16 protein-coding genes are annotated in these 14,003 nt (G+C 56.5%); 11 read left to right on the top strand and 5 right to left on the bottom strand.

Going from position 1 to position 14,003, the window contains the following annotated elements; all coding sequences use genetic code 11:
- The first annotated feature begins 19 nt into the window (after positions 1 to 19).
- From L370_RS04345 to L370_RS04370, 6 genes are all read left to right on the top strand, one after another.
- Positions 20 to 1,186 carry an iron-containing alcohol dehydrogenase gene (locus L370_RS04345; protein ID WP_023335708.1) on the top strand — a complete coding sequence of 389 codons (1,167 nt, stop codon included), beginning with the start codon at positions 20 to 22 and terminating at the stop codon, positions 1,184 to 1,186.
- Positions 1,179 to 2,063 (top strand): dihydrodipicolinate synthase family protein, encoded by an 885-nt coding sequence (locus L370_RS04350; protein WP_023335707.1) that lies wholly within the window; start codon positions 1,179 to 1,181, stop codon positions 2,061 to 2,063. The genes L370_RS04345 and L370_RS04350 overlap by 8 nt, the downstream gene beginning before the upstream one ends.
- Before the next feature lie 76 nt (positions 2,064 to 2,139).
- Entirely contained in the window at positions 2,140 to 3,552 is a 1,413-nt protein-coding gene (locus L370_RS04355; RefSeq protein ID WP_023335706.1) for a sodium:solute symporter family protein, read from the top strand.
- Between the two features lies 1 nt (position 3,553).
- Positions 3,554 to 4,717, top strand: coding sequence for a sialidase family protein (locus tag L370_RS04360; RefSeq protein WP_023335705.1), 1,164 nt, complete (start codon positions 3,554 to 3,556; stop codon positions 4,715 to 4,717).
- Positions 4,714 to 5,184, top strand: a complete 471-nt coding sequence (locus tag L370_RS04365) for a NanQ anomerase/TabA/YiaL family protein (protein ID WP_023335704.1) — start codon at positions 4,714 to 4,716, stop codon at positions 5,182 to 5,184. Before L370_RS04360 ends, L370_RS04365 begins: the two co-directional genes overlap by 4 nt.
- Position 5,185: 1 nt before the next feature.
- Positions 5,186 to 5,863, top strand: coding sequence for an SDR family NAD(P)-dependent oxidoreductase (locus L370_RS04370; protein ID WP_023335703.1), 678 nt, complete (start codon positions 5,186 to 5,188; stop codon positions 5,861 to 5,863).
- Here L370_RS04370 and L370_RS04375 read toward each other — a convergent pair.
- Positions 5,860 to 6,651: a PhzF family phenazine biosynthesis protein gene (locus L370_RS04375; RefSeq protein ID WP_023335702.1), complete on the bottom strand. Its 792-nt coding sequence runs from the start codon at positions 6,649 to 6,651 to the stop codon at positions 5,860 to 5,862. The two genes, L370_RS04370 and L370_RS04375, sit on opposite strands and share 4 nt — an antisense overlap.
- A gap of 27 nt (positions 6,652 to 6,678) precedes the next feature.
- Positions 6,679 to 7,467, bottom strand: coding sequence for a PhzF family phenazine biosynthesis protein (locus L370_RS04380; protein WP_023335701.1), 789 nt, complete (start codon positions 7,465 to 7,467; stop codon positions 6,679 to 6,681).
- 177 nt (positions 7,468 to 7,644) lie between these two features.
- Here L370_RS04380 and L370_RS04385 point away from each other — a divergent pair, with 177 nt between their 5' ends.
- Positions 7,645 to 8,841, top strand: a complete 1,197-nt coding sequence (locus L370_RS04385) for a sugar transporter (protein ID WP_023335700.1) — start codon at positions 7,645 to 7,647, stop codon at positions 8,839 to 8,841.
- An 84-nt stretch (positions 8,842 to 8,925) separates the two neighbouring features.
- Here L370_RS04385 and L370_RS04390 read toward each other — a convergent pair whose 3' ends face one another.
- On the bottom strand, positions 8,926 to 9,591 hold the full coding sequence (locus L370_RS04390) for a MarC family NAAT transporter (RefSeq protein WP_023335699.1): 666 nt from the start codon (positions 9,589 to 9,591) through the stop codon (positions 8,926 to 8,928).
- Positions 9,592 to 9,846: 255 nt separating this feature from the next.
- Between L370_RS04390 and marR the strand changes: the two genes are divergently transcribed.
- From marR to marB, 3 genes are read left to right on the top strand one after another with little or no spacing between them, the layout of a single operon-like run.
- On the top strand, positions 9,847 to 10,281 hold the full coding sequence (gene marR, locus L370_RS04395) for a multiple antibiotic resistance transcriptional regulator MarR (RefSeq protein WP_008502236.1): 435 nt from the start codon (positions 9,847 to 9,849) through the stop codon (positions 10,279 to 10,281).
- Between the two features lie 20 nt (positions 10,282 to 10,301).
- Positions 10,302 to 10,682: an MDR efflux pump AcrAB transcriptional activator MarA gene (gene marA, locus L370_RS04400; protein WP_008502237.1), complete on the top strand. Its 381-nt coding sequence runs from the start codon at positions 10,302 to 10,304 to the stop codon at positions 10,680 to 10,682.
- A gap of 33 nt (positions 10,683 to 10,715) precedes the next feature.
- Positions 10,716 to 10,934, top strand: a complete 219-nt coding sequence (gene marB / locus L370_RS04405; RefSeq protein WP_023335698.1) for a multiple antibiotic resistance protein MarB — start codon at positions 10,716 to 10,718, stop codon at positions 10,932 to 10,934.
- A 32-nt stretch (positions 10,935 to 10,966) separates the two neighbouring features.
- Here the strand turns inward: marB and eamA are convergent, their stop codons facing one another.
- Positions 10,967 to 11,869, bottom strand: a complete 903-nt coding sequence (eamA, locus tag L370_RS04410; RefSeq protein ID WP_023335697.1) for an O-acetylserine/cysteine exporter — start codon at positions 11,867 to 11,869, stop codon at positions 10,967 to 10,969.
- Positions 11,870 to 12,062: 193 nt separating this feature from the next.
- Here eamA and ydeE point away from each other — a divergent pair, with 193 nt between their 5' ends.
- Entirely contained in the window at positions 12,063 to 13,280 is a 1,218-nt protein-coding gene (gene ydeE, locus L370_RS04415) for an efflux MFS transporter YdeE (RefSeq protein ID WP_023335696.1), read from the top strand.
- A 46-nt stretch (positions 13,281 to 13,326) separates the two neighbouring features.
- Here ydeE and zinT read toward each other — a convergent pair whose 3' ends face one another.
- Entirely contained in the window at positions 13,327 to 13,968 is a 642-nt protein-coding gene (gene zinT, locus L370_RS04420; RefSeq protein ID WP_032666723.1) for a metal-binding protein ZinT, read from the bottom strand.
- Between the last annotated feature and the right edge of the window lie 35 nt (positions 13,969 to 14,003).

Genomic DNA, 14,003 nt, shown 5'->3' with positions numbered 1-14,003 from the left:
ACAGAGACAGGAGAAAAGCGTGGTTACGATCAACAGCACCATTATTAGCGGCGCGAATGCCATCGCCGCCATCAGGCCGTTACTCACTGATAAAACGCAGCTGCTGCTGGTGACGGACGGCAACATTGCGCGTCTGGAGGCAGCAAAGCAGATCCGCGCGATCCTCGAAGAGGACAACCGCCGCGTCATGATTATTGACAGCGTACCGCCTGAACCCTCCCACCACGATGTCAGCCAGCTGCTCGCGGGGTTAAACGGGACGTTTGGGCTTGTCGTGGGGATCGGCGGCGGTAGCGTACTGGATGTGGCCAAACTGCTCTCAGTGCTGTGCCATCCGCTGTCACCGGGGCTGGATAACCTTCTGGCGGGTATAAAACCTGAGGCACGCATCCCCTCTCTTCTGATCCCGGCTACTGCCGGAACCGGCTCGGAAGCGACGCCGAATGCCATCCTGGCGATTCCGGAGCAAAACACGAAAGTGGGCATTATCTCCCCCGTACTGCTGCCCGATTACGTCGCCCTGCTGCCGGAGCTGACCACCAGCATGCCCGCGCATATTGCCTCATCAACCGGGATTGATGCGTTGTGTCATCTGATTGAGTGTTTCACCTCAACGGTCGCCAACCCGGTCAGCGATAACGCCGCGCTGACGGGACTGGCTAAGCTGCTGAACAACATTGAAACGGCCTGCGCCGAACCGGGAAATCTGCTGGCGAAGCTGGAGATGCTGTGGGCGTCTTACTACGGCGGGGTTGCCATTGCGCATGCAGGCACGCACCTGGTTCACGCCCTTTCCTATCCGCTTGGCGGTAAATATCACCTGCCGCACGGCGTCGCTAACGCCATTCTGCTGGCCCCCTGCATGCGAGCGGTTCGGCCCCACTGCCTGAAGAAATTTGCACAGGTATGGGATTTGGTGCCCGGTGCGGATACGGCGCTGTCAGACGAAGAAAAATCCCACGCGCTGGTGGACTACTTTGCCGCGCTGGTTCGAAGGCTCAACCTGCCGGACAACCTGGAGGCGCTGGGCGTACCGCGCGACGACGTCCCCTCCCTGAGCGATGCGGCCCTTAACGTTAAGCGGCTAATGAACAACGCCCCTTGTCAGGTCAACCACGACGAGGTGCAGGCGATTTACCGGACACTGTTTCCCAACATGAATAGCCAGGGAGTGAATCATGCATAACAACATCAGGGGCGTACTGACGGCCATCGTGACCCCCTTTGATACGGAAGGCGCACTGAACCTACCGGGCCTTAAACTACAGATCGATCGTCAACTTAATGCTGGTAACGGCATCTTCTGCGGCGGCACAAACGGCGAGTTCTTCGTGCTGAACGAAGAAGAAAAAATCGCCGTTACCCGTACCTGTGTGGAAACGGTTGCCGGGCGAGCCCCGGTAGTGGCGCACATTGGTGAAATCTCGACCCGTGAAACCATCCGCCTCGGAAAACAGATCGCCTCGCTGGGCGTCGACGCCGTTTCCGTCATTACCCCTTACTTCGTTCCGCTGAAGCAGGCTGAACTCGTCTCACATTACACCGCTATCGCCGACGCGCTAGCCGTCCCGGTATTTCTGTACAACATTCCGGCGCGTACCGGCAACACCATTGAGCCCGCTACCGCACGCGCGCTGGCTGAACATCCTAACATTATCGGAATTAAAGACAGTGCCGGAAGTTACGAGAGCCTGAGCGGATTCCTCAATGCGGTGAGCGACATTGGCGGATTCGACGTGCTGAACGGCCCGGATTCGCTTATCCATCAGGGCTTCGTCGACGGATGTTCGGCCTGTATTTCCGGACTGGCGAACGTGGCGCCGGAGGCCATCAACGCCATCTGGTCACGCTTTAACGCGGGTGATATTGACGGTTCTCGTCTGGCGCAGGAGCGCGTCACCCAGCTTCGTACCGAGCTTTACAACGTGGCGTTTTCGCCTGCCGCAGTCAAAAAAGCGCTGCAGATCATGGGGGAAGACGTCGGAGAAAGTCGCTATGCCGTGGCGTTTAGCGAGCAGCAGTGCCAACAGATACGCCGAATAGTGACGACGTCACTTAACTAAACGGCGTTTGTTTCGTCAATAAGAATACCGGGTGCCCGAGGTGCCCAGGATTCACTCGCCCTGAAGAGAGGCAAAGATGAATAATTTTACCGCTGAAGATACCCTGATCATTGTGGGCATAGTCATTGTCTACATCCTGTTCACGACCTGGCTAACCTTCCGGATCCGCAGTAAAAACTCCGGGGACTTTATGGAAGGCTCCCGCGCGATGCCGGCGTTTATTGTCGGGATCCTGCTGATGTCCGAGTATATCGGCGCCAAATCCACTATCGGCACCGCGCAGGCGGCGTTTGAAGACGGTTTTGCTGCGTCCTGGTCCGTCATCGGGGCCGCAATTGGCTTCCCGCTCTTTGGCCTGCTGCTGGTAAAACGCATCTATAGCACCGGAAAAATCACCATCTCTGGTGCGATTGCTGAAAAATACGGTAACAGCACCAAAAACATTATCTCCATCATCATGATCTATGCCCTGCTGCTGGTTAACGTGGGGAATTACGTTAGCGGCGCGGCGGCTATTTCCACGGTACTGAAAGTAAATCTCCCCGTTGCCGCCTTTATTACGGCCATCGTCAGTACCTTCTATTTCGCCTTTGGCGGCATGAAGGGTGTGGCCTGGGTGACGGTGCTGCACAGCGCGCTGAAATACTTCGGCATTCTGGCCATCATGGGCTTTGCGCTGTCTAAGACGGGCGGCTTCGCGCCAATGATTGAAAACATGCCGGACTTCTACTGGACCTGGGATGGCAATATCGGCGCGTCGACCATTTTCGCCTGGCTCATCGGCACCATTGGTTCCATCTTCTGTACCCAGTTTGTGATTCAGGCAATCTCCTCTACCAAAGACGTGAAATCGGCCAAACGCTCTACCTGGGTTGCGTTCTTCTTCTGCCTGCCGATTGCGCTGGCCATCGCGGTAATCGGCGTGGCGGCTAAATACCTGCACCCGGAGATTAACAGCCTGTATGCGATGCCGATTTTCCTGCAGGATATGAACCCGTGGCTGGCCGGTCTGGTCACCACCTCTCTGGTGGCATCTATTTTCGTCAGCGTCAGTACCGTTGCGCTGGCTATCGCCTCCCTGGTGGTAAAAGACTTTTACGTGCCGATGCGCAACCCGACGCCTGAGCAGGAATTTAAGGCCACCCGCTGGATCTCCCTGCTGATTGGTTTCCTGCCGCTGATTTTTGTTCTGCTGGTGCCTGAAGTCCTGAAGCTCTCCTTCTTTACCCGCGCTATTCGTCTGTCGATTTCAGTGGTGGCCGTTATCGCCTTCTACGCCCCGTTCTTCCGCAGCACCCGTGGTGCCAATGCGGGCCTGATTGGCGCCTGCGTCGTGACCTCCGTCTGGTATCTGCTGGGCGATCCTTTTGGCATCAACAATATGTACATCGCCCTACTGACCCCTGCCGTCATCATGGTGATTGACCGTCTCATTCCGGGAAAAGCGCAGGGTAAAGCGCCAACCCCCGTTGAAAATAATGGAGTCTGATATGTCTGTAACCGTAACCCGCGACGGGATAGTTCGCCCGCAACAGGATGCCCGCACGGAGGCCGCCATGCTGCCTTCCTCTTGCCCACAAAACCACGCGGCGAATCTGCTGCCGCTCCCGGATGGCTCGCTGATGTGCGTCTGGTTCGGTGGAACCCAGGAAGGTATCGCGGATATCTCCGTATGGAGTTCACGCCTGGCGCCTGGCAGCCAGCAGTGGAGTGATGCGGTAAAACTGTCGGACGATCCCACGCGTTCCGAACAAAACCCGGTTCTGTTCCTGGCCCCGGACAACGTGCTGTGGCTGCTGTGGACCGCACAGATTTCCGGTAATCAGGACACGGCTATTGTTCGCTATCGCCAGTCTCGCGATCTGGGGAAAACCTGGGGGGTCATCGCAACCCTGCTCGATAAACCGGGCACGTTTATTCGCCAGCCCATTGTCGTGCTGGACAACGGCAGCTGGCTGCTGCCGGTATTTTACTGCCGCACCCGGCCGGGAGAGAAATGGGTCGGAAACGACGATATCAGCGCGGTAAAAATCTCCGCAGATGGTGGCAAAACGTGGCGCGATGTCGAGGTGCCGGAAAGCCTGGGCTGTGTACATATGAATATTACCCCGCTTCACAACGGCACCCTGGTGGCGCTGTTCCGCAGCCGCTGGGCGGAGAATATTTATTACAGCCAGTCGACGGATAACGGCGAAAGCTGGTCCGTACCGGAGCCGACGGAGCTACCCAATAACAACTCCTCTATTCAGGTAACAACCCTTGCCAGCGGTGAACTCGCGCTGGTCTTTAACGCCATGAGCGCCGCTGGCGCGCGTGAACGTCGCGCATCGCTATACGATGAAATTGACGATGGTGACGGTCGTAAAGAGCCGGTGGTCACCAGCGGTCGGACAGCCTTCTGGGGCGCGCCGCGCGCGCCGATGACCGTCGCCATTTCGCCGGACGGCGGGAAAAGCTGGCCGTGGCAGCGTCATCTGGATGAAGGGGATGGTTACTGCATGACCAACAACTCCATGGAAAAACTCAATCGCGAATTCTCCTATCCCAGCATCAAGCAGGGAGCTGAGGGCAATCTTCATATCGCTTACACCTACTTCCGCCAGGCCATCAAATACGTGCGGGTGACGCCAGAATGGGTCAAGGGGGTAATATGATTATCGGGCATCTCAACGCCCTGCCGCTGGCAGGGCTACCGGCGGCGCTATACGCCCTGCTTTCCCGCCCGGACTGTACGCTGAAAGCCCTCTGCGAACGCGATGACGGACGCTGGCAGCCTGAGAATGCGCCGTGGTTTTGCCACATTGGGCCGGCGCAGACGCAGCCGCGCGCCGACCGGCATACGGAATACCATCATCAGTGGGCGGACATCCAGATTGTGTTGGCGGGTGAAGAGCATATTTATGCCGGAGCGCTTCCCGCAGGCAGGCCGGAAGATGAAGAGCGTAAACCGGATCTCTTTATTGCTCCATCAGCCGAACATAGCGTCAGGATCCGGCTTGCCGATGGTGACTTTGTGGTCTTTTATCCCGGAGAACCTCACCAGGCGCTATGCGCTGTAGAGGCCCCGATGATGGTCCGCAAAGCGGTGTTTAAGGTTCCCCGCGCGATGCTGGAGGTCTGAAATGCGTCACGCCGTCGTCACCGGGGCCAGCTCCGGAATTGGTGAGGCCATTGTTAAGCGATTGCTGGCGGAGGGCTGGCAGGTCACCGGGCTCAGCCGCCGAGCCGTGACGCTGGATACGCCTGGCTTCACCAGCCTTCGCGTTGATATCACCGATCCTGATGCGTTGTGCAACGCCCTGCACACCATCGCCACACCCCAGGCAGCGATCCATGCCGCCGGGATGATGGCCGCCGCGCCGTTGGGCCAGCTGGAAAGCCTCGTTAGCGCCTCACTGTGGCAGCTCCACGTCCGGGCCTGTGAGGCATTGTTTAACCATTTTGCGCCCTCTATGGCTGCCGGCGGACGCTTTGTGGCGATAGGCAGCAGAACCTCTCGTGGTGCAGCAGGACGATCGCAGTATGTTGCCACAAAAGCAGCGATGGTAGGAATGGTCAGGAGCTGGGCGGCGGAACTGGCCCCGCGCGGGATCACGGCTAACGTGGTCTCGCCTGGGGCCACCCAAACGCCGATGCTCAGCGCCCCAGGGCGGGAAACCTCGCCCCCGAAATGTCCGCCAATCGGACGTTTAATCGCGCCAGAAGAGGTGGCCGCACTGGTGAGTTTCTTGCTTAGAGAAGACGCCGCCGCCATCACCGGCCAGGAGATGGTGATATGCGGCGGTGCCTCCCTCAGCTAGCGCAGGAAGATACGCCCTTTCAGATACAGGGTCGCCTGGCCGCCAATCAGCACGCGGTCGCCCTTCAGCTCGCAGCGCAGATCCCCGCCGCGGTCTGCCCCCTGACGGGCATTGAGTGACGTTTTGCCCAGCTTTTCGCTCCAGTACGGGATCAGCATGCTGTGGGCGGATCCGGTGACCGGGTCTTCCGGCACCCCTTCGCCCGGACAGAAGAAGCGGCTGACGAAGTCATATTCTTCTCCCGGCGCGGTCACGCAGACCATTTTATCCAGCGGAAGCATGGCCCCAATATCCGGCGTTAACGCTTCAACCTGCTGCTGGCTCTCCAGCACCACCATGTAATCGCGTCCGACGCGCACCTCTTTTGCCGCCGTGATGCCGAGCGCGCTAAACAGCACCTCGGGAGGATTTTCCACAACCTCCGTCGACCACGCGGGGAAGTTCAGCGTCAGCCAGTCGCCGCTGCGTTTAACCGTCAGTTCACCCACGAAGCGGGTGGTGAAGGTGATTTCGGTATGCGGATAATCAAGGTATTCGAAAATGACGTGTGATGCGGCAAGCGTAGCGTGACCGCACAGGTTAATTTCATCCAGCGTGGTAAACCAGCGCAGCTCAAACCCACCGTCGGTGCGCACGAAAAAGGCGGTCTCAGACTGGTTATGCTGCTGCGCCATTTTGAGCAGCGTCTCGTCCGGCAGCCACTCTTCCAGAGGACATACCGCGGCGGCGTTGCCGCCAAAGGTTTTATCGCTGAAGGCATCCACCAGATAAAAATCAATTTCCTGCATTGTCTCTTCCTCTCTTGTTATGGCTATTTAGCGCAGAAAAACTGTGCCTTTCAGATAAAGCGTGGCCTGCCCGCCCATCAGCACGCGCGAACCTTTCAGCTCACAGCGTACATCACCACCCCGGGCTGAAACCTGACGGGCAAACAGCGTCGTTTTGCCCAGCTTTTCGCTCCAGTACGGGATCAGCATGGTGTGCGCGGAGCCGGTGACCGGGTCTTCCGGGACGGATACGCCAGGGGAGAAAAAGCGGCTGACAAAATCATATTCCCCCTCACCGCGCGCCGTCACGCTCACCTTATGCTCGCCCGGCGTCATCGCCGAGAAGCGCGGCGCAAGCGCTTCAACCTGCTGGCGATTTTCCAGAACGATGAGCCAGGCGCGCCCTTTACGGGCTTCAACGTAGCGGCTGATACCCAGCGCCGAAAGCATCTCCGGCGGAGGCGTCTCTTCATGGGTTGGACATGCCGGGAAGTCCAGGGTCATCCACTCTCCCTCCCGGCTGACCGTCAGGCGGCCAGACGCGGTTTCAAAGTGGATCCGCGAGTCCGGGTAATCCAGTTCGGTAAACAGCACGTGCGCGGCCGCAAGCGTAGCGTGGCCGCAGAGATTGACTTCGGTAAGCGTGGTAAACCAGCGTAGCTCAATGCCCCCTTTACTGCAGACGAAAAAAGCCGTTTCCGACTGATTATGCTGCTGCGCCATTTGCAGTAAGGTCTCATCGGGCAACCACGCTTTCAGCGGGCAAACGGCGGCCGGATTGCCGCCAAATGAGGTATCGCTGAACGCATCTACCAGATAAAAATCAATCTCCTGCATTGTCTTACCGCCTGTTTTTATTGTGTTGTTCTTTTATATTCAATGAAAACGGCGTTCACGGCTACCGCTTTCATAAGGTAAATATTGAGATCTGCGTCACATAATGGTTGAGTTTTCGCCGTTCAACGTTTTAAGATCGTCTCCTCTTCTTTTCAGCAACGAATCTCCGACATCCCTATGACAACGAACACAGTTTCCCGCAGGGTTGCGTGGCTACGCGTGGTCACGCTGGCCATTGCCGCGTTTATTTTTAACACCACAGAATTTGTGCCGGTTGGGCTGTTGTCTGACATCGCTGAAAGTTTCCAGATGGAAACGGCTCAGGTGGGCATTATGTTGACCATCTACGCCTGGGTAGTGGCGCTGATGTCCTTGCCGTTTATGCTGCTGACCAGCCAGATGGAGCGGCGCAGGCTGCTGATCGGTCTGTTTGTCTTGTTCATTGCGAGCCACGTGCTGTCGTTTATGGCGTGGAATTTTACGGTGCTGGTCATCAGCCGCATCGGCATTGCCTTTGCCCATGCGGTGTTCTGGTCGATCACCGCGTCTCTGGCTATTCGACTCGCTCCGGCAGGGAAACGCGCGCAGGCGCTGAGCCTGATTGCTACCGGTACCGCACTGGCGATGGTGCTGGGACTGCCGATTGGTCGCATCGTGGGGCAATACTTCGGCTGGCGTACGACGTTCTTCGCCATTGGTATGGGCGCGCTGGTAACGCTGGTGTGCCTGATTAAACTGCTGCCCGCGCTGCCGAGCGAACATTCCGGCTCCCTGAAAAGCCTGCCGCTGCTGATGCGTCGCCCGGCGCTGCTGAGTATCTACCTGCTGACCGCTATTGTGGTGACGGCCCATTACACGGCGTATAGCTACATTGAACCGTTTGTGCAGGTGGTGGCGGGCTTTAGCGCCAACTTTGCCACCGTCTTACTGTTGATCCTCGGCGGAGCAGGCATTATTGGCAGCGTGCTGTTCGGTAAGCTGGGTAACCGGCATGCTTCGACGCTGGTGAGCAGCGCTATTGGTCTGCTGCTGGCCTGCCTGCTGCTGCTGATGCCTGCCGCAGGCAGTGAAGGCCATCTGGCGATCCTCAGCCTGTTCTGGGGCGTGGCGATCATGATTATTGGTCTGGGCATGCAGGTGAAAGTCCTGGCCCTGGCACCGGATGCAACGGACGTCGCCATGTCGCTGTTCTCAGGGATTTTCAATCTGGGGATTGGCGCGGGCGCGCTGGTGGGAAATCAGGTAATACTGCACGTATCAATGTCGGCGATTGGCTATCTGGGCGCCATTCCGGCCCTGGTAGCGCTGGTCTGGTCGGTGCTCATCTTCCGTAAGTGGCCGGTGGCGCTGGAGGAACAGGGGCAGCACGGGTGAGCCTTCTTGCCGGGTGGCGGCTTCGCCTTACCCGGCCTACAAAACCCGTAGGCCCGTGCAAGCGAAGCGCCGCCGGGCAAGACATCAATGATAGGTCTTAATAATTTCCAGCACGCCGTTAATAATAAATTGCACGCCCATACAGACCAGTAAGAAGCCCATCAGACGGGAAATCGCCTCGATACCGCCCTTGCCTACCCAGCGCATAATGGCGCCAGAACTGCGCAGCGACGCCCACACAATAACCCCGATAATTGCAAAAATCAGCGGCGGCGCAACCGTCAGCACCCAGTCCGGGAAGGTTGCGCTGTCGCGCACCGTCGACGCGGAGCTGATGATCATCGCGATGGTACCCGGCCCCGCCGTGCTCGGCATGGCGATCGGTACAAAGGCGATATTCGCACTCGGTTCGGTTTCCAGCTCTTCCGATTTGCTGGTCGCTTCCGGTGACTCATGCGCTTTTTGCGCCGGGAACAGCATGCGGAAACCGATAAAGGCCACAATCAGCCCCCCGGCGATACGCAGGCCGGGGATGGAAATCCCGAAGGTATTCATCACCACCTGTCCGGCATAGTAGGCCACCATCATGATGGCAAACACATACACCGAGGCCATCATCGACTGATGGTTGCGCTCGGCGCTGTTCATATTCCCTGCCAGCCCGAGGAACAGCGCCACCGTCGTTAACGGGTTAGCCAACGGCAGCAAGACCACCAGCCCAAGGCTGATTGCTTTAATTAAATCCAACATAGTGCGTTGTTGTCCTTATCCATATTTAACTCAGCAATTATAGGGGGAAAGTATGACATTCAGCTATGGGTGCAGCGCGACGATTCTTCTCCCTCTGAAATCATAACTCGCAGTTATCTATCTGATTTGAAAGACCTCAAAAAAAGTTCATGAAACGTTTTAGCAATTCGTGGCATCGGCTGACTCATTCAGTTGACTTATACTTGCCTGAGCAATAATATCTGCCGTGACTAACTACTTGCCAGGGCAACCATTGTGAAAAGCACCAGTGATATCTTTAACGACGTTGTTCCGCTGGGTCGTCTTATTCATATGGTAAATCAGAAAAAAGATCGCCTGCTCAACGACTATCTGTCACCGCTGGATATCACCGCAACACAGTTCAAAGTGCTGTGTTCCATTCGCTGCGAAGTGTGTATTACACCGGTTGAGCTTAAAAAGGTGCTCTCTGTCGATCTGGGTGCGTTAACCCGCATGCTCGATCGTCTCGTCTGCAAAGGATGGATAGAACGAAGCCCTAACCCAAATGACAAACGCGGCGTACTGGTAAAGCTGACCAGTGATGGCGCGGCCATGTGCGAGCAATGTCATCAATTAGTAGGACAAACACTGCATCAGGAACTAACAAAAAACTTAACGGCAGATGAAGTGGCAACCCTTGAGCTCTTGCTGAAGAAAATACTGCCGTAAACAGAAAAAGAGGTATGACGATGTCCAGACGCAATACTGACGCTATCACCATTCATAGCATTTTGGACTGGATCGAGGACAACCTGGAATCGCCGCTCTCCCTTGAAAAAGTGTCAGAGCGTTCAGGTTACTCCAAATGGCACCTGCAACGGATGTTCAAAAAAGAGACCGGTCATTCATTAGGTCAATACATTCGCAGCCGCAAGCTGACGGAAATTGCCCAAAAACTGAAAGAAAGCAATGAGCCGATCCTTTATCTGGCGGAGCGTTATGGATTTGAATCGCAACAAACCCTGACGCGTACGTTCAAGAACTATTTTGACGTGCCGCCTCATAAGTACCGAATCACCAGCGTGCCGGGCGAATCCCGATACCTGTATCCGTTAAAACACTGTAGTTAATCATCGCCTGTAACAGACGTAACCGAGGAAATCATGAAAGTTATCGCCTCCGCCGCCCTCGCCTTGCTGGTGCTGTTCTCCAGCCAGACCTTCGCGGAGCAAACCCCTCGTGCAACGCAGCAAAATAATCCTGATACGATGATTTTGCCGTCAGCACATGACCAGTCGCCTTATGATTTCAACCATATGGGTGCTGGTAGCGACAAATCCGACGAATTAGGCGTGCCTTATTATAATCAGCACGGCCTCTGATTCGTTTTTGCCCCGCAGACGCGGGGCTTTTTTTATGCCTTTCTTACCCGCGTCGCCCGACGCACGCGCAGGCCAAAGACATTAATATACAGCCCGGCCATGATCAGCACGGCGCCAAACAGCTGCAGCGCGCTCAGCGTTTCATCCAGTAAGAGTGCCGCACTGGCAAGCCCCACCACCGGCACCAGCAGGGATAATGGCGCGACGCGCCAGGTTTCATAGCGACCCAGCAGCGATCCCCAGATCCCGTAGCCCACAATGGTGGCGACAAAGGCCAGATAGACCAGAGAGAGAATTGTAGTCAGGTCGATCTCGACCAGACTATTGAGCATGACGGCCGGGCCATCCAGAATCCACGCCGCGACCATAAACGGTATGACGGGGATCAGGGCGCTCCACACCACCAGGGACATCACCGCCGGGCGCGCCTCGTGCTGCATAATCAGCTTGTTAAAGATATTCCCGCAGGCCCAGCTCAGCCCCGCCGCCAGCGTCAGCATAAAGCCCAGCAGCGCCACGTGCTGGCCATTCAGGCTGGCCTCAATGAGCACCAGCACGCCGAACACCGCGAGCGTAATGCCCGCCAGCTGTTTGCCCTGCAGGCGCTCGCCAAACACAAACGCGCCGAGAATAATGGTAAAGAACGCCTGCGCCTGTAAGACCAGCGAGGCAAGACCGGCCGGCATACCGAACTTAATCGCGCAGAAGAGAAACGCGAACTGGCCAAAGCTAATGGTCAGACCGTAGCCCAGCAGCAGCTTTAACGGGATCTTTGGACGGGCGACAAAGAAGATGGCCGGGAACGCAACCAGCATAAAACGCAGACCGGCCAGCATCAGCGGAGGCATGTTGTGCAGCCCCAGCTTGATGACCACAAAATTGAGTCCCCATACTACGACCACCAGCAACGCCAGCAGCCCGTCTTTACGCGTCATACCCTGCCCCTGAATTATTAATTATTTGTTAACACTGCAAGGTAACAGAAAAAAGCACGCCGCGAGAAGATCATTAATTCTGGCAGTCAGGCGAAGCACTTACGGATAAATTAGGCGCTATACAAGCCCCTTATGTCGTGATAATCCTTTTAGGACACAACATAAAAAGCATAAGCAATTGTCGGGCAGGAATATGAAACCATCTCTCAGGCGCTCAACCGCAGCGCTGCTGGCATCGTCATTGTTATTAACCATTGGTCGAGGGGCAACGCTGCCGTTTATGACCATTTATCTCACGCGCGTCTATAGCATGAGCGTCGAGAATATTGGTTATGCCCTGACGATTGCGCTGACTATCGGCGTGGTGTTCAGCCTGGGCTTTGGCATTCTTGCCGATAAGTTTGATAAAAAACGCTACATGCTGATCGCGATCGTGGCCTTTATCGCCGGGTTTGTCGCGATCCCGCTGGTGGATAACGTCACGCTGGTGGTGCTGTTCTTTGCGCTGATCAACTGCGCCTATTCCGTCTTTTCGACGGTGCTGAAGGCCTGGTTCTCCGACGTGCTCACCGCAAGCCAGAAAGCGCGCGTCTTCTCGCTGAACTACAGCTTCCTGAACATTGGTTGGACGATCGGGCCGCCGATTGGCACCCTGCTGGTGATGTACAGCCTGCAGCTGCCGTTCTGGCTGGCAGCCTTCTGCGCCGCGCTGCCGCTCGGATTCATCCATTTCTTCGTGCAGAAAAGCGTGGCGCTGGATACCGCCGAGGAGAAAATGCCCTGGCAGCCGTCGGTATTGCTGAAAGACCGCGCGCTGTTCTGGTACACGCTGTCAGGCCTGCTCGCGTCATACGTCGGCGGATCGTTCGCGACCTGCATTTCGCAGTACGTTCTCGCCGCGCATGCAGACAGTAATTTCGCCGAAAAGGTGGTCGCCGTAGTTTTACCCGTCAACGCCGCCGTCGTGGTGACGCTGCAATATGCGCTGGGTCGTAAGATCTCTCCCAGCAATATTCGCCCGCTGATGACCCTCGCCACCCTGTTTTTTATCGTGGGGCTGGGGGGCTTTATGCTCTCCGGAGAAAACCTGGTTTACTGGGGCATCGCTGCCGCTATCTTTACCCTGGGCGAAATTATCTATGCGCCGGGTGAATACATGCTGATCGACAACATCGCCCCGCCGGGGATGAAGGCGAGCTATTTCTCAGCCCAGGCGCTGGGCTGGCTCGGCGCGGCGGCAAACCCGATGATCACCGGTATTATCCTGACCAACCTGCCGCACTGGTCGTTGTTTGTCATCATGATGGTCGCCATCGTCATTGCGTGGCTGATGATTTTGCGCGGCATGAGCGTGAAGAATGAAGATACCGTGTCGGGTGGCGCTGCGCTTACCCGACCTACAAAACCCTAATCGTAGGCCGGGTAAGGCGTAGCCGCCACCCGGCAAAAGCAAAGGCCTAGTGGTGCAACATCTCCTCCACCACCTGCTCTTTATACATCTCATTCGGATAATAGGTCGGCCAGTTATCCATCTCTTTCAGCAGCGCCTCGTGGGAGGTGTTGCCCATGAAAATATGGAAGTGCGAAGAGGCCTTCGGCGCGATGGTGTGGTCGCTGAACTGCACAAACTTCGGTGCCTTGCTGCTGGCGTCCTTACACTCAAACAGGTAGCGAACGCCTTTTTTACCCGACGCGTAGGTCAGAATTTTGTAGCCGCTGTAATCATAATGACAGCGGCTGACCGCTTCGCCCTTATGAAATTCCATCACGTTATTTTCGATGCCGATGGCATCCACGTCCGTCGCATATCCCTTGCGGTAGTATGCTTTCACCTCGGCAAAGGTTTTGCTTTTGTCTTTCTGCGCTTTCTGTTTAAACACCGGATCCAGCGAACCGTCCAGCAGGAACGGATAAACCGACTGCCAGGTCCCGTCCCAGTCAGACAGCGCTCTGTCCTTCACGTCCTTATCCTCAAACACGCCGCTCGCCGCTTTCTGTTCCGCTTCGGTCATCTGATGACCGTGCGAGTGAGCAAAAAGCTGGCCGCTGACCAGCAGCGCCCCCAGAGTCATGGCAAATTTCCCAATATGTGCAGCCAACATAACACCCTCATTCCGTTTTGTAAGAATGCGAA

The organism is Enterobacter sp. MGH 24 (genome assembly GCF_000493015.1).
Classification (GTDB): domain Bacteria; phylum Pseudomonadota; class Gammaproteobacteria; order Enterobacterales; family Enterobacteriaceae; genus Enterobacter.
The sequence above is the reverse complement of the archived record's forward strand: the minus strand, read 5'-3'. Positions and strand labels throughout refer to the sequence as shown.

Bases quoted from the DNA above. Each gene is read 5' to 3' on its own strand.
- L370_RS04350 (WP_023335707.1), top strand. From the start codon at position 1,179: ATGCATAACAACATCAGGGGCGTACTGACGGCCATCGTGACCCCCTTT.
- L370_RS04355 (WP_023335706.1), top strand. From the start codon at position 2,140: ATGAATAATTTTACCGCTGAAGATACCCTGATCATTGTGGGCATAGTC.
- L370_RS04360 (WP_023335705.1), top strand. From the start codon at position 3,554: ATGTCTGTAACCGTAACCCGCGACGGGATAGTTCGCCCGCAACAGGAT.
- L370_RS04365 (WP_023335704.1), top strand. From the start codon at position 4,714: ATGATTATCGGGCATCTCAACGCCCTGCCGCTGGCAGGGCTACCGGCG.
- L370_RS04370 (WP_023335703.1), top strand. From the start codon at position 5,186: ATGCGTCACGCCGTCGTCACCGGGGCCAGCTCCGGAATTGGTGAGGCC.
- L370_RS04375 (WP_023335702.1), bottom strand. From the start codon at position 6,651: ATGCAGGAAATTGATTTTTATCTGGTGGATGCCTTCAGCGATAAAACC.
- L370_RS04380 (WP_023335701.1), bottom strand. From the start codon at position 7,467: ATGCAGGAGATTGATTTTTATCTGGTAGATGCGTTCAGCGATACCTCA.
- L370_RS04385 (WP_023335700.1), top strand. From the start codon at position 7,645: ATGACAACGAACACAGTTTCCCGCAGGGTTGCGTGGCTACGCGTGGTC.
- L370_RS04390 (WP_023335699.1), bottom strand. From the start codon at position 9,591: ATGTTGGATTTAATTAAAGCAATCAGCCTTGGGCTGGTGGTCTTGCTG.
- marA (WP_008502237.1), top strand. From the start codon at position 10,302: ATGTCCAGACGCAATACTGACGCTATCACCATTCATAGCATTTTGGAC.
- marB (WP_023335698.1), top strand. From the start codon at position 10,716: ATGAAAGTTATCGCCTCCGCCGCCCTCGCCTTGCTGGTGCTGTTCTCC.
- eamA (WP_023335697.1), bottom strand. From the start codon at position 11,869: ATGACGCGTAAAGACGGGCTGCTGGCGTTGCTGGTGGTCGTAGTATGG.
- ydeE (WP_023335696.1), top strand. From the start codon at position 12,063: ATGAAACCATCTCTCAGGCGCTCAACCGCAGCGCTGCTGGCATCGTCA.